Origin of the sequence: Stenotrophomonas sp. Ste96 (genome assembly GCF_024519495.1) — a bacterium.
Lineage (GTDB): Bacteria > Pseudomonadota > Gammaproteobacteria > Xanthomonadales > Xanthomonadaceae > Stenotrophomonas > Stenotrophomonas bentonitica_A.
The window spans coordinates 834,749-853,544 of record NZ_JALJRX010000001.1; the positions used below are offsets into that span (position 1 = coordinate 834,749).

The 18,796-nt window shown below is 67.2% G+C and carries 18 protein-coding genes; 5 read left to right on the forward strand and 13 right to left on the reverse strand.

What is annotated here, in order from left to right; translation table 11 throughout:
• Window positions 1–34: 34 nt before the first annotated feature.
• The 6 genes from OC373_RS03915 to OC373_RS03940 form a co-directional block, all read right to left on the reverse strand.
• The gene (locus tag OC373_RS03915; RefSeq protein ID WP_070425611.1) at window positions 35–709 is read right to left on the reverse strand and encodes a rhomboid family intramembrane serine protease; all 675 of its coding nucleotides are present in this window, start codon (window positions 707–709) and stop codon (window positions 35–37) included.
• An 89-nt stretch (window positions 710–798) separates the two neighbouring features.
• Window positions 799–1,146, reverse strand: coding sequence for an MGMT family protein (locus OC373_RS03920; RefSeq protein ID WP_019182636.1), 348 nt, complete (start codon window positions 1,144–1,146; stop codon window positions 799–801).
• An 11-nt stretch (window positions 1,147–1,157) separates the two neighbouring features.
• Window positions 1,158–2,078, reverse strand: a complete 921-nt coding sequence (locus OC373_RS03925) for a DMT family transporter (protein WP_026069690.1) — start codon at window positions 2,076–2,078, stop codon at window positions 1,158–1,160.
• A 261-nt stretch (window positions 2,079–2,339) separates the two neighbouring features.
• Complete coding sequence (gene gorA, locus OC373_RS03930; RefSeq protein ID WP_261997116.1) at window positions 2,340–3,695, reverse strand: glutathione-disulfide reductase; 1,356 nt, start codon at window positions 3,693–3,695, stop codon at window positions 2,340–2,342.
• A gap of 153 nt (window positions 3,696–3,848) precedes the next feature.
• Window positions 3,849–5,096, reverse strand: a complete 1,248-nt coding sequence (locus OC373_RS03935) for a DUF418 domain-containing protein (RefSeq protein WP_070425613.1) — start codon at window positions 5,094–5,096, stop codon at window positions 3,849–3,851.
• 83 nt (window positions 5,097–5,179) lie between these two features.
• The gene (locus OC373_RS03940; RefSeq protein ID WP_019182632.1) at window positions 5,180–5,659 is read right to left on the reverse strand and encodes a peptidylprolyl isomerase; all 480 of its coding nucleotides are present in this window, start codon (window positions 5,657–5,659) and stop codon (window positions 5,180–5,182) included.
• Between the two features lie 111 nt (window positions 5,660–5,770).
• On the opposite strand from OC373_RS03940, the gene OC373_RS03945 reads away from it, so the two are divergent.
• The 3 genes from OC373_RS03945 to OC373_RS03955 all read left to right on the forward strand — a co-directional run bounded on the left by OC373_RS03945 (window position 5,771) and on the right by OC373_RS03955 (window position 8,802).
• Window positions 5,771–6,310 carry a C40 family peptidase gene (locus OC373_RS03945; protein WP_070425614.1) on the forward strand — a complete coding sequence of 180 codons (540 nt, stop codon included), beginning with the start codon at window positions 5,771–5,773 and terminating at the stop codon, window positions 6,308–6,310.
• Between the two features lie 146 nt (window positions 6,311–6,456).
• Window positions 6,457–7,218 (forward strand): C40 family peptidase, encoded by a 762-nt coding sequence (locus OC373_RS03950; RefSeq protein ID WP_235318920.1) that lies wholly within the window; start codon window positions 6,457–6,459, stop codon window positions 7,216–7,218.
• A 246-nt stretch (window positions 7,219–7,464) separates the two neighbouring features.
• The gene (locus tag OC373_RS03955; protein WP_046273254.1) at window positions 7,465–8,802 is read left to right on the forward strand and encodes a sigma-54 dependent transcriptional regulator; all 1,338 of its coding nucleotides are present in this window, start codon (window positions 7,465–7,467) and stop codon (window positions 8,800–8,802) included.
• Between the two features lie 31 nt (window positions 8,803–8,833).
• Here the strand turns inward: OC373_RS03955 and OC373_RS03960 are convergent, their stop codons facing one another.
• From OC373_RS03960 to OC373_RS03990, 7 genes are all read right to left on the reverse strand, one after another.
• On the reverse strand, window positions 8,834–10,150 hold the full coding sequence (locus tag OC373_RS03960) for a hypothetical protein (protein ID WP_019182628.1): 1,317 nt from the start codon (window positions 10,148–10,150) through the stop codon (window positions 8,834–8,836).
• A gap of 48 nt (window positions 10,151–10,198) precedes the next feature.
• Window positions 10,199–10,963: a hypothetical protein gene (locus OC373_RS03965; protein WP_070425615.1), complete on the reverse strand. Its 765-nt coding sequence runs from the start codon at window positions 10,961–10,963 to the stop codon at window positions 10,199–10,201.
• A 9-nt stretch (window positions 10,964–10,972) separates the two neighbouring features.
• The gene (locus OC373_RS03970) at window positions 10,973–11,659 is read right to left on the reverse strand and encodes a C39 family peptidase (protein WP_026069689.1); all 687 of its coding nucleotides are present in this window, start codon (window positions 11,657–11,659) and stop codon (window positions 10,973–10,975) included.
• Between the two features lie 159 nt (window positions 11,660–11,818).
• Entirely contained in the window at window positions 11,819–13,285 is a 1,467-nt protein-coding gene (locus tag OC373_RS03975; protein ID WP_237393557.1) for an adhesin, read from the reverse strand.
• 56 nt (window positions 13,286–13,341) lie between these two features.
• On the reverse strand, window positions 13,342–13,980 hold the full coding sequence (locus OC373_RS03980; RefSeq protein WP_046273258.1) for a hypothetical protein: 639 nt from the start codon (window positions 13,978–13,980) through the stop codon (window positions 13,342–13,344).
• The gene (locus OC373_RS03985; protein WP_070425617.1) at window positions 13,977–14,507 is read right to left on the reverse strand and encodes a hypothetical protein; all 531 of its coding nucleotides are present in this window, start codon (window positions 14,505–14,507) and stop codon (window positions 13,977–13,979) included. The genes OC373_RS03980 and OC373_RS03985 overlap by 4 nt, the downstream gene beginning before the upstream one ends.
• A 447-nt stretch (window positions 14,508–14,954) precedes the next feature.
• Window positions 14,955–16,283, reverse strand: coding sequence for a dicarboxylate/amino acid:cation symporter (locus OC373_RS03990; RefSeq protein WP_019182622.1), 1,329 nt, complete (start codon window positions 16,281–16,283; stop codon window positions 14,955–14,957).
• 149 nt (window positions 16,284–16,432) lie between these two features.
• Between OC373_RS03990 and OC373_RS03995 the strand changes: the two genes are divergently transcribed.
• Window positions 16,433–18,145 (forward strand): alkaline phosphatase, encoded by a 1,713-nt coding sequence (locus OC373_RS03995; RefSeq protein ID WP_019182621.1) that lies wholly within the window; start codon window positions 16,433–16,435, stop codon window positions 18,143–18,145.
• Window positions 18,145–18,741: a WG repeat-containing protein gene (locus OC373_RS04000; RefSeq protein WP_261997117.1), complete on the forward strand. Its 597-nt coding sequence runs from the start codon at window positions 18,145–18,147 to the stop codon at window positions 18,739–18,741. The genes OC373_RS03995 and OC373_RS04000 overlap by 1 nt, the downstream gene beginning before the upstream one ends.
• Window positions 18,742–18,796 lie beyond the last annotated feature (55 nt).

The window sequence follows — 18,796 nt, forward strand, 5'->3', positions numbered from 1 at the left end:
TGGTTATTGACTACCTCCGTCCCTGTTATTTGCCTTACTTGATGCTGCGCAGATGATTGGGCCGCTTCGGCGGGCCCGGCGGTCGCCGGTTCTTGAACGGCGGTTGGCCGCGCCAATAGCGGATCAGCAGCCAGCCGAACAGCATGCCGCCCAGGTGGGCGAAATGGGCCACGCCCGGCTGCCAGCCGGTGGCGCCCAGCATCAGCTCCATTGCACCGAACACGATCACGAACGTGCGCGCCTTCATCGGGATGGGCGGGAACAGCAGCATCACCCGCTGGTTGGGGAACAGCATGCCGTAGGCCAGCAGCAGGCCGAACACACCACCGGAGGCACCCAGCACCGTGGCCGGATCGGCCAGCATCATGCCGACCACCAACTGGCACAGGCCGGCGCCAGCGACACACACCAGGTAATAGGTCAGGAAACGCTTCTCGCCCCAGGTCTGTTCCAACGGCGCGCCGAACATGAAGAGCGCGAGCATGTTGAAGAACAGATGGCCGAAGCTGCCATGCAGGAAGCCATAGGTCAGCAGCTGCCAGGGCTGGAAGTTGCCGCCGGGCGAGAACGGATCGAAGCCGCCGCCCAGGGGCTGCAGCATGAAGGGCTCGAACGTGGCATTGCCGAGCAGGAACGGCTGCTGCAGCAGGAACAGCACGGCGTTGGCGATCAGCAACGCTTTGGTGACGGTAGGCAGGCGGGGAAACATGGGGGCATCCGTTGGAACTGCCTCCATCATAGCCGCAGCACCCCGCTGCGATCTGCGCGCCAGCGCCCGCGTTCAACCCGCAGGCAGCGTCAGCCCGGTCCCCACAGGGCGGCATCCAGATCGTTGGCACCGGCCACCGGCATTCCCTTGACCCGGCCGCGCTCCACCACCACGCCCTCGGCACGCAACCGCTGGCTCTGCTCCTTCCAGCCGGCCGAGCCTTCCGGCATCGCGATGCGGCCGTCCGAGCGCAGCACCCGGTGCCACGGCAGAGCTGGATCGTCATTCATGCCGAGCACGCGTGCGGTCAGCCGCGCCCTGCCCGGCAGCCCGGCCTTGGCGGCGACCTGGCCGTAGCCCATCACCTGCCCGCGCGGAATCGCATGGATCACCGCCAGGATCCGCGCCCGTGCCTGTGCGGCCGCGTCATCGCCCATGGCAGCGGCGTTCACGCGCGGACCCGGCTGACCAGCAGCACGCCGAGCAGGACCAGGGCCGTGCCGAGGATCTGCCACGTTCCCATGGGTTCGTCGAGCAGCCATAGACTCATCACGATGGTGGAGACCGGACCGAGCATACCGACCTGCGCGGCCAGCGACGAGCCGATCCGCTTCACCGCCAGCATGATCGCCATCACGGGCAGCACCGTGCAGACCGTCGCATTGATCAGCGACAGCCAGTACACCGGCGGGGGTGCCTGGCCCAGGGCGGACATCGGGTGCAGCACCGCGAAGTGCAGCACGCACAGCACGCAGGCTACGCAGCTGGCGTAGGCGGTCAGGCGGATCGCGCCGATCCGGGCCACCACCTGGCCGCTGCCGAACAGATACAGCGCATAGCTCAGCGCGCTGGCGAACACCAGCGCACTGCCCAGCACGATGCGCCCGCCTTCCAGCTGCAGGTCATGGCCGAACGCCAGCAGTACGCCGAGGTAGCTGAGCACCAGCGCGGCCACCTGCCAGCGGCCGGGGCGCTTTTTCAGCAGGACCAGGCTGATCAGCAGCACCAGGGTCGGGTTCAGATACAGGATCAGCCGTTCCAGGGTGACGCTGATGTACTGCAGGCCCTGGAAGTCCAGCAGGCTGGACAGGTAGTAGCCGGTGAAGCCCAGCCACACCACCCGCCCACGGTCGCCCCAGGACAACGCCGGCGCGCGCCGTGCCGACCATACCGCCAGCACCGCGAACAACGGAAAGGCCATCAGCATCCGCAGTGCCAGCAGCGTGGTGGCATCCACGCCGTGCCGGTACGCAAGTTTGACGATGACCGCCTTGCCCGAGGCGGCAATGGCCCCGATCGCGGCCAAGGCGATGCCGCCGGCGGCGATGCGACTGGAGGACGTGGGGAGCGAGGAAGCGGGTGACGACATCAGGACGGCGAACAGCCGCACGGAGGCGGCTGGGCAGCAGGTGGGGCGGCCATTGTCGCATGCTGGCGGCGGGTGTTTTGTGCCGGTAGACCCTGCAGGAACGGCGCTCCGAGCCTGTTTCAACGGCGGAAAGGGCTCGGCCGACCGACAGACCCGGCGCCTGCGGAAGGCTGTGCCGCTTCGTGCGCGGTTGCCACGCATGGCGTGGCACTACCTGGATCCCGGGCGCGGCTTCGGCGGCGACACGCCGCTGGCGCGCTTTCAGCGCATCAGTACGACTTCTTCTGCCGAGGTCGGATGGATCGCCACGGTGTCGTCGAACTGGGCCTTGGTCACGCCCATCTTCACCGCCAGGGCAAATCCCTGCAGGATTTCATCGGCGGATTCGCCCAGCAGGTGCACACCGACCACGCGCTCCTCCTCGCCCACGCAGACCAGCTTGAACACGCTGCGCTGGGTGCCGTCGGCCAGCGCCTGCAGCATCGGGCGGAAGTTGCTGCGGTACACGCGCACGTCGCCGTACTTCGCACACGCCTCCTCTTCACTCAGCCCCACGGCGCCGAGCGCCGGATGCGAGAACACCACGCTGGCCACGTTCTCATAGTCCATCTTCGCCTGGGGCTGGCCACCGAACAGGCGGTCCATCAGCTTGCGCGCCGCGGCGATCGCCACCGGGGTCAGGCCGACCTTGCCGGCGATGTCACCCACCGCGTGCACGCTGGGTACCGCGGTGGTCTGCCACGCATCGACCTCGACCTCGCCCTTGTCGCCCACCACCACGCCGACCGCCTCCAGCCCGAGATCGGCACTGTTGCCGCGCCGGCCGGTGGCAAAGAACACGGCATCGAATTGGCCATCCGCGGGTCCATCGTGCCCGAACGCCACAACGGCATCGCCGTCACGGCGCAGCTCGCGCAGGCGGTAGCCGAAGTGGACCTGCACGCCTTGATGGCGCAGATTCTCGGCAAGTTGTCCGGTGAGTTCCGCATCGAAGCGCTCCAGCAGGCGCTCGCCACGGACCAGCAGGGTCACGCGGCTGCCAAGGGCCTGCAGCAGCCCGGCCAGCTCGACCGCGATGTAGCCGCCGCCGACGATCGCGACGCGTTCGGGCGCGCTGCACAGGTTGAAGAAATCATCGGAGACCAGGCCAAGCTCGGCGCCGGGAATGTCCGGGCGCTGCGGATGCGCACCGGTGGCGATCAGGATGTGCGCGGCGCTGATGCGTACACCATCGCTGCATTCCACGGTGTGCGCGTCGACCAGCCGACCACGGCGCGGCACGCGCACCACCTTGTTCTCATCCAGGCGCTTGAGATAGCTGGCATGGATGTTGGCGATGTAGGCCTGGCGGTGTACCACCAGTTCTTTCCAATCCAGCGGGGGGCGTACCGGGACATCGAATCCCATCGCCGCGGCAAGGCCGATGCGTGCAGACAGATCGGCGGCCAGCCACATCGCCTTCTTGGGGACACAGCCGACATTGACACAGGTGCCACCGAGTTCGCCCGGCTCCAGCATCGCCACCCGCTGCCCATGCTGCGCAGCGCGGAAGGCCGCGGCCAGGCCGCCGGAACCACCGCCCAGCACGATCAGGTCATAGTCGTATTGCGTCGTCATTGGCATCGCTCAACTCGGTAAGGGGCAGGATCGATCGCCGGCGCGCGGGCAGTTGATCAGCTCTGCCATCAACCGCCGGTGCCGCCGCTCATGCGCATTCCCAGCATGCCATGACCGACCGCGATCCAGACGTGAGGGGCTGGGCGCGACGGGTCAGGTCCGGCGCAGCGGCGGCCACTGCAGATAGGTCATCGCGCGCCAGATCCACTCCAGCGGCCCGAAGCGGAAGCAGCGCAGCCACACATGGCTGATGCCGACCTGCAGCGCGAACAGCGCCAGCGCAAAGGGGATCTGCCACAGCCGGGGCATCGCCTCGAACGCGCCCAGTCCGTATCCATAGAACACCCAGGTGCAGACCAGCGACTGCCCGATGTAGTGGGTCAACGCCATCCGCCCCATCGGCGCCAGCAACTGCAGCCGCGCGCGCCAGTGCACGATCCAGGCCAGGTACCCCAGGCACATCAGCAGCCCGGCCAATGCACTCACGGCGTAGGCCACGCCACCGGCAAGATCCAGCGTGCCAGGGGCCTGGTACGGATGCCAGATTGCACTGCCCAGCATCAACACCAGGCCGACCGGCAGGGCGATCCAGCGCAGCCGCGCATACAGCCGCGCGAACCGTTCCGGCTCGGCCAGCGCGCCGCTACGGGCGAACCAACTGCCGATCAGGAACATGCCCAGCACTTCCGGACCGATCACGAAGATGCCCGAGAGCATCGCGCCGAGGTCGCGCAGGCGTTGGCCGACGGCCTCGCCCCACGTGCCGTGCGCGTACGCCTGCCGTTGCAGTTCGATCGTGCGCTGGGCCTGGGCGATCGCCTCGCGCAGCGGGTCCTGCGCGTGCTCCATGCTGGCCATCCAACTCATCAGTGCACCCAGCACCAACACCAGCCCGGCCGCGCCCAGGTAGCTGATCGCGCCCATCGCCGGCAGCCAACTGCGCGGCGCTTCGCGGCAGGCGAGCAACAGCAGCGAGATCAACGCGTAGATCACCAGGATGTCGCCGGACCACACCAGCAGCGCATGGCACAGGCCGATCAGCAGCAGGGCCGCGCTGCGGCGCAGATAGAACGGTGCGAACGCGCGGCCAGCCGTTTCGGCGCGCTGCGCCATGACGGAAAAGCCGGCCCCGAACAGCAGCGAGAACAGGGTGAAGAACTTGCCCTGGACCAGCACGTAGATCGCCGCGTCGGCCCAGTAGTCCGCGCCCTGCCAGTGCGGGTCGATGCCGGTGAAGGACAGGTCCAGCGGACCGCTGAACGCCTCCATGTTCATCAGCAGGATGCCCAGCAACGCGAACCCGCGCAGGATATCGATGACGGCGATGCGCTCATGCGCGCCCACCGGCTGCAAAGGAGAAGAAGCTGCGTTCACAGGCAATCCGCTGACCAGGTCCGTCATTATGCCGTGCGCACGGCGGCCTGCCGCGGAAACGAAAACGGCCCGCCGAAGCGGGCCGTTGGATCAACGAGGGGGCGCAGCACTCAGTGCTGGTGGCCGCCGTCGCCGTGCACGTGGCCGTGCTCGATTTCTTCCTTGCTGGCTTCGCGCACGTCGACGATCTCGACGTTGAAGTGCAGGTCCTTGCCGGCCATCGGGTGGTTCAGGTCGACGTCGACCACGCTCATGCCGACCTTCTCAACGGTCACCGCGCGCGGGCCGAAGTTGGTCTGCAGCACGACCTGCTGGCCCGGGACCAGCTTGCTGGTACCGAAGTGCTTCTTGGGCACGCGCTGGGTCAGGCCTTCGCGGCGCTCGCCGTAGGCGTCGGTCGCCTTGACGTCCACCTCGAAGGTGGCGCCGGCTTCCTTGTCCATCATGGCGTTTTCCAGGCCCGGGATGATGTTGCCGTGGCCGATCAGGATCGCCAGCGGATCACGGTCCCTGGAGCTCTCGATCGGCTCCTGGCCCTGCTCGGCGACGGTGTAATGGAAACGGACGACGCGGTCTTTTTCGATCTTCATGCGCAACTCTGGTCTGGAGACTGCCGAGGGCAGACGGGTGAGGCGGGTTGTGGCCTGCCGGATACGCCGCCATCATGACGGCCTTCTAAGGTCGCGCATTATCCGGACAACATGCACATGACGCCAGTTTCGCGCCTGACCCGCCTGCCCGGCCACGTGGCCCTGCTGGCGATCATCGCCCTGCTGAGCGCCTGCGGCGGCGGCAAGACCACCCGCCCGGCCCCGCCGCCCGCCCCGGCCCAGGTCTGGCCCAGCGTCACCCCCAACGACCCGCAGGCCGCCAACTCGGTGCTGATGCGCGCGATCGGACTGGTCGGCACGCCCTACCGCTATGGCGGCAACACCCCCGAATCCGGTTTCGACTGCAGCGGCCTGGTCGCGTATGTGTACCGGGAAATGCTCGACCTGCGCCTGCCGCGGACCTCGCGCGATCTGGCCGCGGTGCAGGGGCCGAAGATCGACCCCAAACGACTGGCACCGGGCGACCTGGTGTTTTTCGGCGACAGGGGCAACGTCTTCCATGTCGGGATCTATGTGGGTGAAGGGCGCTTCGTGCATGCCCCGAGCACCGGGGGCACGGTCCGGCTGGACTCGCTCGGCGGCCCCTATTGGAAGGACCACTACACCGGCGCGAAACGCGTCCTTAACTAAGCTGAACAGGGGTAAGGTACAAATTTGTGACGCGAATCACATAGTTGTAAACGAAAAATTAACGGAATTTGTACCTAATCACTGCGCTTACACGGCATCATCACCCATCGTTTTTATTCAGTGACCGCCGCGTGACGACAGACGACCTGACTTGCAAAGGCCAGACCGCCGCAACCCGGCGACGTGCCCGACCCGCTTTCCTCGCTGCAGCGCTCTGCCTGGCCAGCCTTCCGGCCTGGGCGCAGTCCGCACCGACGATCGCCCCCGAAGCTTCTGCAACCCCTGTCACTGTTGCCCCCGATTCCTCCGCGCCGGCCAAGCCCAAGGCTGATGCGCCGGCCCGTAGCAAGGCCGATGCCGCTGCCAGCGCCACCCTCGCCGCCCTGCTTCCGCACCTGGCGGCCAACGACACCATCCCCCTCATGGACCGTTCGGCGATGTTCGCCGGCGATCTGAGCCGCCTGCTCGCCAATTACGATGCCAGCACCGGCGCGATTACCGTGGCCGGCGACGCCGCCGAAAACGGCAAGGTCCAGTCACTGCTGCGCCGTGCGATGACCCTGCTGGGCACCCCGTACCGTTGGGGCGGCACCTCGCCGGACAGCGGTTTCGACTGCAGTGGCCTGGTCGGCTATGTGTTCCGTACCGCACTGGGCGTCGAGCTGCCGCGTGTCTCGCGCGAAATGGCCCATGACGGCGCCGCCCAGCTGATCAACGACCGCAACGCCCTGGCCGCTGGCGACCTGGTGTTCTTCGGCCGCAAGGGCCGTGTGGACCATGTCGGCATCTATGTGGGTGAAGGCCGCTTCCTGCACGCCCCGAGCACTGGCAAGGACGTCCGTGTGGACAGCCTGGTCAGCGGCTACTGGGGTGGCAAGTTCATGCAGGCCCGCCGCGTCGACCTCTGAGCCGCCCTGCGGGACCACCGGATCGAAGGCCGCTGCCCTGCAGCGGCCTTTTTCGTTGGGCCGCGGAAGTGGCCGCTGAGCGCCCCAACCCGCGTTCCCTTCTCTGTCACGGTCTTTTTCCCGACCGGCGACGCGCCCGGCGCACACGTGCTGCGGCGGGGGACGGACCCGGACGTGGGGCGGCACGTCCGTGGCAACCGATCAGGCAGCAGATACCGCCCGCGATTCCTGTCGACAAGGTGACGCATGGCGGCTGTCCCCGATTTTCCTGCCCGGTGTGTGATCTGGTTTGGGCAACCCCTCGCGCTTGAACGGGCAACGCTGGCTGCGGCCGGCTGGCAGGTCCGCAGCGTGGCCCCCGAACAATGCGCCGGGATCGGCATGCGCGGCAGCGACCAGGTGGTCGGCCTGCTGGACCTGCGCACGGTGGTGCCGGCCAACCTGGCCCACCTGCAGCAATTGCTGGTCGATCACCGCCACATGAGCCTGCTGGCGCTGTTGCCTGCTGCGCCGCTGCGCTCCTCGCCGGTGCTCGATGCGCTGCTGGCGGCGTGCGTGGATACCTATGCCGCCCCGATCGACCTGCCGCGCGTCGTGCAGCGGCTGCAGCAGCTGGCCGGCGCCGAATCCCTGCCCGCCGCCCACGGCCCGCAGTCCCTGATCGGCGACAGCGCGGTGCTGCAGGTCACCCGTGCGGCCATCCGCAAGTACGCGCCGGTGGACCTGCCGGTGCTCATCACCGGCGAGACCGGGACCGGCAAGGAACTCGCCGCCCAGGCGCTGCATGCGCTGTCGGCACGGCATGCGCGCCCGTTCCTGGCAGTGAACTGCGGCGCCATTCCGGCTGCGCTGGTCCAGTCCGAACTGTTCGGCCATGAGCGCGGCGCCTTCACCGGTGCGGCGACGCGGCGCCTGGGCCTGTTCGAATCGGCCAGTGGCGGCACCGTGTTCCTGGACGAGATCGGCGACCTGCCGCTGGATGCGCAGACCAACCTGCTGCGGGTGCTGCAGGAAGGCACGGTCGAACGCGTCGGCAGCAACCGGCCGCTGGAGGTCGATGTGCGCGTGCTCGCGGCCACGCACGTGGATCTGGAGAAGGCGGTCGAACAAGGCCATTTCCGTCGCGACCTGTTCTATCGGCTCAATGTGCTGCGCCTGCCGTTGCCGCCGCTTCGTGAGCGCGGCAGTGATATCGCACTGCTCGCCCACCATTTCCTCAGCAGCTTCCGGCATCGCCATGTCACCCGCGCGCGCGGCTTCACGGCCGAGGCGGTGCAGGCGCTCGAACGCTTCGGCTGGCCGGGCAACGTGCGCGAGCTGCTCAATCGGGTCCAGCGTGCGGCGATCGTCAGCGATGCCGAGCTGATCACGGCGGCGGACCTGGAGTTGAGCCAGCCGCTTCTGGCCAGCACCGAACGCGGCCTGCACGGCGCAAAGCAGATCGCCGAACGCGAAACGCTGCTGCATGCACTGCGCCAGCACGATTTCAACGTCACCGCCTGCGCCCGTCACATGCAGGTCTCGCGGGTGACGGTCTACCGGTTGTGCCGCAAGCACCAGCTCGCGCTGCCCGAACTGCGTTGAGCCGCACGGCGCAGCGAGTGAGCGGGCGCGCTCACAGGCTGTACGGCACTTTGAAGGCCAGGGTGAAGTCCGGTGCATCCGGGGTCAGGCCGATACCCAGCAGGCTGACCAGGGTGGTTTTCTGGTTGAGCGCATAGGTGATGCCCAGGTTGAGCGTGCCTGCATTGGCGTCGCTGCCGATCACCTTCAACCACTGCCCGTTCTTGTAGCGCGTGGAGGCACGCGCGCTCAGCTTGTCACTGAAGGAGATGCTCAGGCTGGTGCGCTCATTGAACGCGAACGCCACGCCGGCGCCGAAGTAATAGGAGCCTCCAAGCTTCACGTCGCCCGGGTTGGTGGTGTCCGGGTTGGCATCAATGTCATCGAAGCTGCGCGGGAAGGAATGGATGTAGCCGATGTTGGCGAACAGGATCGCCGGGTCGGCGGTCTTCACGGCCGACAGGCCGACGTTGGCCTGCCACACGCCGTTGCCGGTCGGTTGCTGCTCGGGCACGGCAAAGCGGATGAAGTCATCGTCATCGCGCTCGAGCACCTTCCAGTCCAGCCCGTACGGCGCCCGCCCGGTCGGCGCGGTCGCGCCCACGGTGAGCACGGTTTCGGGAAGCCGCCCGCGCTCGGCGAACAGCCGGTAGTTGGCGCTCAGGCCAACGTCGCCAATGCCGTTGCCCGTGGTCTCTTCCTGCGCGATGGCCGCGGCCGAGCCACCGGCACCGCCCTTCTGGAACACCGTCTTGCGCGCCAGGTACGGCACGTCCAGGTTCAAGGTCAGGCGCGGACTGATGCCCCAGCGCGCGGCCAGGTTGTAGGTCAGCGTGTCCGACTCCACGTTCTCGATGGCGATGTTGCCGAGGAAGATCGCATCCAGCGCCAGGAAGCCGTTGAGGCTGAGCTGCTTGCGGTCGTAGCGGGCGTAGGAAAGGCTGTTTTCAATCGTGAAGCGGCGGCTGAAGAGTGCGGCCTGCTGCTGTTTGACATCATCCACGCTGCGCCGCGACTCCTGCTTGGCCTGCTGCGCTTCGGCCGCCGAGCTGGCATAGCCATCGGCACTGGCCGGTGCGGCCGGGGTGCCCGCCGGCAGGGCCTGCTGCGGGGGAGGCGCGCTGGAGGCCACCGGCGCGGTCTTGCCGGTCAGCCGTGCCTGCATGGCCTGCACCTGCATGTCCAGTTCGCGCAGGCGACGTACTTCCTGCGCGTAGTTGGCCTTGAGGCTTTCCAGCTGCGCCATCAGTGCCTTGACGTCGGCCTCGTCAACCGGCGCAGGCTGTTGCGCCTGCGCCTGGGCGGACGCAGCCGCCATCAGTGCCAGCGCCGCCAGCGCCAGCGGTGTTGCGCGGATCATCGTGTGCATTGCCTTGGCCCACTGTTGTGTTGACGCTCCCCCTGCCGTGCCGATGGATCACTGGCCCGGCCCCATGCCTACCCCGCGTACCAGCGTCATCGCCTGCGCCACGTTCTGGTTGAGCGGCACGTTGTTGGCCATTGACTGCCTGACAAGGTCGATCTGCAGCCGGTTGGTGACCGACTGCCCATCACTGCCCAGCGCGATGCTCTGCCCGACGCTGCCGTTGCGGATCCACTGCTGGACCGCGCCGACACCCTCGATCTGCAGCTGCACCTTGGCCGTGTTGCCTTCCAGTTGAGCCAGCGCACTGACCCCGCCCTGTTGCACGGTGGCCAGGTTCACGCCTTCGCCGGTGGGCGTTGGCGCGGTGCCATCGCGCACGGTCAGCTGGGTGGCGTTGCTGGCCAGGTTGCCGTCACCGGCGACCTGGATGCTCTGGCTCAGGCCGGCCACGTTCTGCAGGCCGCTGGCGTCCACGCTGCGCCCGGGTGTCACCGGCAGTGGCGCATCCGCAGCGGTGACACTCACGCTGGGCGCGAAGCTGATCTTCGGCGTGTTGCCGCCGTGGCTGAAGTCCATGCCCAGCTTCAGCGCGCTCTGTGCCGACTGCCCACCGGCGGTCTGCCATTGCGAGACCATGGTGACGCCGAACCACGCCACAGTGTTGCCACCAACGGTGTAGCGGCCACGCATGAGGTTCAATTCCGGATCGGGGATTTCGCTCAATCCCTTGCCGGGCCGGCTGTCGTCGGCATGTGCCGGTGCGATGCCCAGCAGGGCAAGCAGCACGATGCCGGGCGTCCAGGTTGCGATGTTCATGTTGCCTCCTTAAAACAGATCGGCATGGGTGAATCCGAAATCGACCAGTTCCGCGTCGGTGATCGGTCCCTGCCTGGCGTACAGCGAACGGGCACTCGGCCGTTCACCGGGCTGCAGCAGCACCGTGTTGCGATCGAAGTCACTGCCGATCACGACAAACACGGCGCGCGACGGCCACGCCTGGAGAAATTCGCTGACGGGAATGCTGCGGTTGCCCAGGATCGGGTCGGCCACATCCACCACATCGCCACGGACCTGCTTGAGGACCACGAAATGGCGGAAGCCCCGCACATCCATCAGCACCAGCCCGGGCACGCGCAGTGAGCGCAGGCGCTCTTCATTGACGCGGTAGCCGCGTCCACGCATGCCCATCGATTCGACATAACGCTTGATGTCCAGCAGCGAGAACCCGCGCTGGTGGACCAGTTGTGGATCCGAGACCCCCATCATCCCTTCGATCACCGTGCCCTCATCCGCCTCCAGGTGGTAGGCGTAGCGCAGGATCGTGGCCAGGGCTGCCGCCCCACAGCTGTAATCGGTGTGTTGCCTTACCACGTTGCGGAAGCGCCGTTCCTGCATGCTCTCCACGCGCTGGGTGAGCACCGCCCCGTTGGGCAGCACCCCGCTGAAGCCGATGTCGCCGGCCCGCACCAGGCCGATGGGCATCATCAGCATCGACAGTGCCCAGGCCAGCATCCAGGTGCGCATACGTGTGGACATGGTCTACTCCGGCTCAGGAAGGAGCCCCTGCCCCAAGGGGGAGAAGGGACAGGGGCTCCCGGGGAGCCCGGTCATTGGCGGATGACCGGGTTTGTTGCGCTCAACGCGTACTGCCTGCGAAAACGGACAACCTTCTTACTGTTCCGGACCGCCGCCGCCACCGCCGCCGGTGGAGGGCTGCGCAACCGCCAGGGCCAGGCTGTTGGCCTGCAGGTTGCCGGTACCGGAGGCCACGTTCACCCCGATGTTGCCGGAGGCGCCGGAGAACGCACTGCCGGACAACGCCGCGGTGTTGGTCGCATCCACGTTCACCCAGCGGGTGGTGGAGACGGTGCCGCTCAGGCTCGCGTAGAGATCGGCCACGCCCAGTTCGACGAACTGGCTGGTGCCGCGCTCATCGGTATCGAAGGCAATGCCGCCCACGCCCGGACGATTCGGGTTGGCGGTGGCATTCTGGATATCGCTATCCAGATCGATGTGGCCGTTCGCGCTGCCGCTCGGGTGATCCAGCGCGCCGCTCCAGCTGTCCAGGTAGTAGTTGTCTTTCTGGTAGGCACTACCCGTGCCGCTGTAACGGCCCGCCCCCACTGCCAACGTGGCGCCGGCGACGCGACCGCTCAGGTTCACGTCCACGGTGTCGGTCATCGACTGCAGGTAGCCGGCGTTGCTGACGGTGTTGCCGGAGGACACCTGGTTGGAGCTGATGCTCGAGGTCGCATAGGCGCTGGTGGCGACCGATGCGGCGAGCGCGTTCTTCTGCTCGTTGTTGTTGCCGGAAGCGACGTTGGCGCCGATGTTGCCGGACGCACCGCTGAAGGCATTGCCACCCAGGCCCGCAGCGTTGGTCACGCCGGAGTTGATCGTGGTGTTGCCACCGCCGAACTGGTTGACGAAGACTTCCGCATCGGCCATGCCGAAGCTGAAGGAGGCATCGGCGGCGGACAGCGAGGCGGCGTTGTCCTGCGCGTTGTTGTCACCGGCAGCAACGTTGAAGCCCAGGTTGCCGGAGGCATCGGCACCGACGTCGTCGGCGATCGAGGCGCTGTTGGTCACCAGGCTGTTGCCGGCCAGATTGTTGGTGACCGACTGGCGGTTGTCGATGACGGCGATGGCGGCCGAATCAATGTCGATCGAGCCGGTGATTTCCGGATCACCCGAGAAGCTGATGTCCGAGCTCAGGCGCAGGTCCTTTTCAATGTTGACGTCGACGCCGTGGTTGTTCTTTTCCTGGCGCTCGTCAGCCTGGATGTTGCTGTTCTTGTTGACGTTCTCGGTGACGTTGCGGTTGCTGGTCACGTTGCGGTTGCTGGTGACGCTGGTGTTGCTCGTCACGTTGTCGTTGATGGTGGTGTTGGTGGTGCTGTTGTTGTTGCGGGTGTTGTTCCAGGTCCGGTTCCAGGTGCGCGAATCGGTATCGGTGTTGGTGGTGGTATTGGTTTCGGTGTTGGTATCGGTGTTGGTGTTGGTGCGCGTTTCAGCCACGTTGTGCAGGTGGTTGATGTTGGCGCTCTGGTTCTGGTTGTCGCGGTCATTGCCCCAGCCATTGGCGCCGGCGGAGGCGGATGCAGCGGCGACGGCGATGGCCAGTACGGTCCGTTTCATGTTGGTGTTCATGGTGCCCTCTCTCTCATCACAGACAATCGGGTGGATGTGACTACTCACGGGGTGGACTGCACCGAAATGCTCAGTTGGTTTGCGGTGGCGTTGCCGGATCCCGCGATCTGATTGAGTTGCAGGACGCCGTCGAATCCCTGCAGTGCGGAGGCTTCGACCGCCACCCTGCGAGTTCCGGCCGACCGACCGCTGTTGACGGCCCCCTGCCCCCCTGCTGACGCGAGCGCGCCCGACGCGGCCAAGGCCTCGTCGTTCGTTTCGCGTATGCCCTGTTGCGCCAGCGTGGCGGTGACGACGTTGAGCGTCGCGTTGCCATTGCCGCTGGCCTGGTTGATCGATGCGACGCCGCTGGCGCCGTTCAGTGCCTGGCCGCCGATCGTTGCGCTGGCGTCCATGGCGGTGTCGCTGATGCTGAGGTTGTTGGACTGCTGCTGGCGCGCATCGACGTTGATGTGGGCGTTGCGGCCGTTGGCGATGCCCATCAGGTTGGCCTGCTGGTTGAGATCACCGGCGGCCATGTTGACGGTCATGGCGCCATCGGCGCCGGCCAGGGTGCGGCCGTCGATGCGGCTCTGGTTGAGATAGGACAGCATCGCGGCGTAGTCGTTGCCCTGCTGGGCATGCGCGGCCAACGGCGCGAGCATCAGGCCCGTGAGCAGTGCGGTGCGCAGCACGGTGTTCATTTGCCGGGCCCGCCCGCAGGCTGGCCGAGCGGGAACTGGGCGAGCGCGCCGCGCACCTGGTCGCCTATGCCGCGGGTCGCGTTGCCGACCGCGCCCATGGGGCCGCCGATGGTGTTGCTGAACTGGCCGCTGGACAGCATGCCGCTGTCGGTGACCTTGCCGAGCGTGCCGTTGACGGTATGCCCGGTGACGCGCTCGATGGTGGTGGCGTTGCGCGGAATGCCGGCGCCGGTGTTGGAGCCGAGCGAGGCGTAATCGTCGTCGCTGAGTTCATCCATGCCGGTGGAGGTGCCGAGGGCGTGGCCGATTTCGCGGCGCGGCGAGGGGTCTGCGATGAGGGCCATGCCCGGAGGTGCGGGGCGATAGGCCGGTCGTGCGGAGACGTCACGCAGGAGGACGATTTCGCCGGGCTGGGCCTTGACGCCCTGGCGTGCGCCGGAGGCGTTGGCGGCGGCCGGCACGGCGAGTGCAGCGGCGAGCAGCCACAGGGTGATGTGTCGTGTGCGGTGTGCGGCAACGCTGTCCATGGCGACCTCCGATGACATGCGGAGGGGGGGAGCAGCATTCGTGCCAAGTTCTGTACGCCCGTGTTTGCTGGGCTTTCGTGCGGTTGGGGTTAATGGCGCGCAACATTGCTGTTACAGGGGCGTTGGCATTTGGGCGAATGAATGGGTCGGTGCGGTGATCACGCGTTGCTGACAGGTAGACGCGGTGCGGGTGTATCACGGGTGTTACACCGGGTGATACAGGGGTTTACGGTGCGGATTCAGGGTGGTTGCCTGGCGCGCGCAACGCTTCAACTGTTCACTGGCGGGGGCGGCCGGTGTGTCGAGCGCTGGGCCTCGCTACGCTTGTCGGCGAATGTCCCCCGGTGCGGGCCTGCCGGTCGCTTCGGGGCGTGACGCTCGCGGACACCCAAAGCGGAAAAAAAGACCGGCTCTCGCCGGTCTTTGGGTGCTGCGTTCGTGCCTGCATCAGGACGTTCGTTCTTCGCCTTCGTCCACACCCAGGTTGGTGGATGGGTTGTCGTAGACCGCGCGGTCGAGCAGGCCGGTTTCCTTGGCAACGATCACCGGGACCAGCATCTGGCCGGTCACGTTGGTCATGGTGCGCATCATGTCCAGGATGCGGTCGATCGCGTAGAGGTAGCCGATGGTTTCCAGTGGCAGGTTGGCCGCGCTCAGCACGACGGTGGCCATGACCACCGCGGTGCCGGGGACGCCGGCGGTGCCGAAGCTGCCCAGGACCGAGGCGATCAGCACGACGATGTACTGCTCGGGGGTGAGCGGAACGCCGGTGTACTGGGCGATGAAGACGGCGCACAGGGCGGGATAGATCGCGCCGCAGCCGTCCATCTTGATGCTGGCACCCAGGGGAACGGCGAAGGAGGCGTAGTCCTTGTTGACGCCGAGGTTGTGGGTGATCGAGCGCATCGCGGCCGGCATGGCCGCGAAGCTGGAGGAGCTGACGAAGGCCACCTGCATGCCGGGGGCGGCGCCGCGGAAGAATTTCAGCGGATTCAGGCCGTGCATGAGCAGGAGGCTGCCGTAGACCACCACGATGTGCAGCGCGCAGGCGATGTACAGGGCCAGGACGAAGTTGCCGAGCGGCAGCAGTTTCTCGAAGCCATAGCTGCCGACCAGGCCGGCGATCAGGCCGAAGGTGCCCAGCGGGGTGATCTCCAGCACGAAGCGCGTCACCTGGATCATGATGTCGCTCATCTGGCCGGTCAGCTTGCGTGCTTCGCTGACCTTGTCGCCCAGCTTGACCATGGCGAAGCCGAGCAGGCCGGCGAAGAAGATCACCGGCAGGATCGAGCCGCGGCCGGCGGCCAGGACGGTTTCACCGGCCGCGTTGACGCGGGTGCCGATGCCGGTCAACGCGTAGAACACGTTGGAGGGCACGACATCCATCAGCACCTTGATCACGCTGGGTACTTCGCGCGGGGTGTAGCTGTGGTCCATGCTCAGGCTGAGCGCGCCGCTGCCCGGCTGCATGAGGGTGCCCACGCCCAGCCCCACGCACACGGCCAGGGCCGCGGTGATGATGAACCACAGGAAGGTGCGCCCGCCGAGTGCCGCCACGGACTTCTGCCCGTGCAGCGAGGAAATGGCGTTGATCACGGCGAAGAACACCAGCGGCACCGCGATCATCTTGATCAGGGTAACGTAGAGATCGCCGAGGGGGCCGAACCAGGTTTCGGCCGCCGGACCGAGCAGCCAGCCGGCCAGTGCGCCCAGCACGAAGCCGCCGAGGACCCGTTGCCAGAAGGGGATCCGCAGCCAGGCAGAGACCAGCTTCATGTGCGTTCCAGAGATGATTTGACAGCTAGGCACCTTAGCCCAAGCCGGGCCGCGGAACGAGGCGTGGACGGAAAATCAGCGTGTCATCGGCGTGCCTTGCGGCGTTCTGCATAATGAACGCCCGTTTCACATGTGAGATTCATTCATCCATGTTCCGTTTCACGCCCCTGGTGGCTGCCGTCACCACCCTGCTGCTCGGCGCCTGCGCCAGTACCGCTCCCTCCTCCAGCGCCTCTGCCGGCGCGGTCCAGGTCGATGTGCCGGCCATTGCCCACCCTGCCGGGGAGACGCCGCAGTGGTGGTACCGCAGCGGCGCGGCACGGGCGGCCAGCACCGGTGCGATGGACGGCAAGGCCAAGAACGTCATCCTGTTCCTGGGCGACGGCATGAGCCTGACCACGGTGGCGGCAGCGCGCATCTTCGAGGGGCAGCGCAACGGGCACCCGGGCGAGGAGAACCTGCTGTCCTGGGAGCGCTTCCCTGCGACGGCGTTCAGCAAGACCTACAACACCGATTCGCAGACGCCGGATTCGGCGGGCACCATGACCGCGATCACCACCGGCGTGAAGACCCACATGGGCGCGATCGGCGTCAGCGCGGGCACCCGCAATGACTGCGCCGACAGCCTCGACAAGGGCCTGCTGACCTGGCTGCAGCTGGCCGACAGTGCCGGCATGGCGACCGGCGTGGTCTCCACCGCCCGCCTGACCCATGCCACCCCGGCAGCGACCTACGCGCACTCGCCGGAGCGCAACTGGGAGAACGACACCGATGTGCCGGAAGAGGCCAAGGCGGCCGGCTGCCGTGACATCGCCCAGCAGCTGCTGTCGACCTCGCGCTTCGGGCGCGGCCCGCTGGTCGCCCTCGGCGGCGGCCGCGGTGAGTTCACCACGGTGGAAGAGCGCGATCCCGAGTACGACGACAAGGTCGGCCAGCGCCTGGACGGGCGCAGCCTGGTGACCGAATGGCAGCAGGCGCACCCGCAGGGCGCGTACGTGTGGAACGCCAGGCAGCTGCAGGCGGCGGCCAATGCGCCGGCCATCCTGGGCCTGTTCGAGCCGGACCACATGCGCTACGAAGCCGAGCGCAAGGACGACCCGGCCGGTGAGCCGAGCCTGGCCGAGCTGACCAAGGCGGCGATCGCCAATCTGTCGCGCCATCAGGAAGGCTATGTGCTGATGATCGAGGGCGCGCGCATCGATCACGCCAACCACAGCGGCAACGCCTACCGGGCGCTGACCGATACGGTGGCGCTGTCCGATGCGGTGCGCGCCGCGGTCGAGGCGACTTCCGACCAGGACACGTTGATCATCGTCACCGCCGATCACTCCCACACACTGAACTTCGTTGGTTACCCGGCCCGTGGCAACCCGATCCTGGGCAAGGTCAAGGACAAGGGGGGCGAAGACGGTGCCGGCAAGCTGGACCTGGCCCGCGACGGCCTCGGCCTGCCGTACACCACGCTGACCTACGCCAACGGCCCGGGCTACACCGGTGCCACCAACCAGCAGCCGGTCGGCCCGAAGCGCTACCCGCACAACCCGAGCAGCTTCGATCCGACCACGGGTCGGCCGGACCTGACCGCGGTGGATACCGAGCATCCCGATTACATGCAGGAAGCGCTGGTCCCGGCCAAGAGCGAATCGCATGGCGGCGAAGACGTCGGCATCTGGGCACGTGGCCCGGGCAGCAAGGCGGTCCGCGGCACGATGGAGCAGAACGCGATCTACCACATGATCGTGCAGGCCACCCCGCGCCTGCGCCAGCGCCTGTGCGAAGCCGGCACCTGCGATGCCAGGGGCGTGCCGGTCGAGCTGCCCAAGCCGACCGCGTTCGAGCGCCAGGCGGGCGACAGCAAGTAATGCATCGACTGCTTCGCAATGCAGCGAACAGGGGCCGCCTCGCGCGGCCCCTGCTGCTGGTGGCCGGTCTGTTCGCATCGCCGTTGGCCTTGGCCGCCGGCACCGGCACCGGCACCGACACCGACACCGGCACCGGCACCAGCTGCGCCGCCCTGACCCAAGAGGATGGGCTGCAACCGCTGCCCGGTTGCCAGTGGCTCGATGGGCATCTGGAACTCGACGCGGCGTCCCTGGCGTCGCTGTCCTACGATCAGGACGGGCTGGCAGCGGTCTACGCCGGCGGTGGATTCCACTACGTCCGTGCCGATGGTCGTCAGTTGCCGGTGATCACCTTCGACAACGGCCCGGACTACGTTGTGGAGGGGTTGGTCCGTGGGCGTGTCGGGCAGCGCATCGGTTACTTCGATACCCAGCTGCGCCAAGCCTTTCCGGGCACGTTCGATTTTGGCTGGGCCTTTGATGACGGGGTGGCCCGCGTCTGCGAAGGCTGCCGTCCGGGCACGCCGGACGACCACGGCCACATCGCGATGGTTGGCGGCACCTGGTATCGCATCGATCGGCAGGGGCGCCCGGCGATGGATGCCGGCACACCGTGATTCCCGCGTGGCAACGTCGCCACGCAGCCCCGATACTGCCGGTCTGCCTGAGATC

What these genes read in the sequence shown, in the direction of transcription:
- OC373_RS03925 (WP_026069690.1), bottom strand. Translation starts at nt 2,078, where the DNA reads ATGTCGTCACCCGCTTCCTCGCTCCCCACGTCCTCCAGTCGCATCGCC.
- OC373_RS03965 (WP_070425615.1), bottom strand. Translation starts at nt 10,963, where the DNA reads ATGAACATCGCAACCTGGACGCCCGGCATCGTGCTGCTTGCCCTGCTG.
- OC373_RS03975 (WP_237393557.1), bottom strand. Translation starts at nt 13,285, where the DNA reads ATGAAACGGACCGTACTGGCCATCGCCGTCGCCGCTGCATCCGCCTCC.
- OC373_RS03985 (WP_070425617.1), bottom strand. Translation starts at nt 14,507, where the DNA reads ATGGACAGCGTTGCCGCACACCGCACACGACACATCACCCTGTGGCTG.
- OC373_RS03940 (WP_019182632.1), bottom strand. Translation starts at nt 5,659, where the DNA reads ATGAAGATCGAAAAAGACCGCGTCGTCCGTTTCCATTACACCGTCGCC.
- OC373_RS04000 (WP_261997117.1), top strand. Translation starts at nt 18,145, where the DNA reads ATGCATCGACTGCTTCGCAATGCAGCGAACAGGGGCCGCCTCGCGCGG.
- OC373_RS03980 (WP_046273258.1), bottom strand. Translation starts at nt 13,980, where the DNA reads ATGAACACCGTGCTGCGCACCGCACTGCTCACGGGCCTGATGCTCGCG.
- OC373_RS03970 (WP_026069689.1), bottom strand. Translation starts at nt 11,659, where the DNA reads ATGCTGGCCTGGGCACTGTCGATGCTGATGATGCCCATCGGCCTGGTG.
- OC373_RS03935 (WP_070425613.1), bottom strand. Translation starts at nt 5,096, where the DNA reads ATGACGGACCTGGTCAGCGGATTGCCTGTGAACGCAGCTTCTTCTCCT.
- OC373_RS03955 (WP_046273254.1), top strand. Translation starts at nt 7,465, where the DNA reads ATGGCGGCTGTCCCCGATTTTCCTGCCCGGTGTGTGATCTGGTTTGGG.
- OC373_RS03960 (WP_019182628.1), bottom strand. Translation starts at nt 10,150, where the DNA reads ATGCACACGATGATCCGCGCAACACCGCTGGCGCTGGCGGCGCTGGCA.
- OC373_RS03990 (WP_019182622.1), bottom strand. Translation starts at nt 16,283, where the DNA reads ATGAAGCTGGTCTCTGCCTGGCTGCGGATCCCCTTCTGGCAACGGGTC.
- OC373_RS03920 (WP_019182636.1), bottom strand. Translation starts at nt 1,146, where the DNA reads ATGGGCGATGACGCGGCCGCACAGGCACGGGCGCGGATCCTGGCGGTG.
- OC373_RS03995 (WP_019182621.1), top strand. Translation starts at nt 16,433, where the DNA reads ATGTTCCGTTTCACGCCCCTGGTGGCTGCCGTCACCACCCTGCTGCTC.
- gorA (WP_261997116.1), bottom strand. Translation starts at nt 3,695, where the DNA reads ATGACGACGCAATACGACTATGACCTGATCGTGCTGGGCGGTGGTTCC.
- OC373_RS03945 (WP_070425614.1), top strand. Translation starts at nt 5,771, where the DNA reads ATGCACATGACGCCAGTTTCGCGCCTGACCCGCCTGCCCGGCCACGTG.
- OC373_RS03915 (WP_070425611.1), bottom strand. Translation starts at nt 709, where the DNA reads ATGTTTCCCCGCCTGCCTACCGTCACCAAAGCGTTGCTGATCGCCAAC.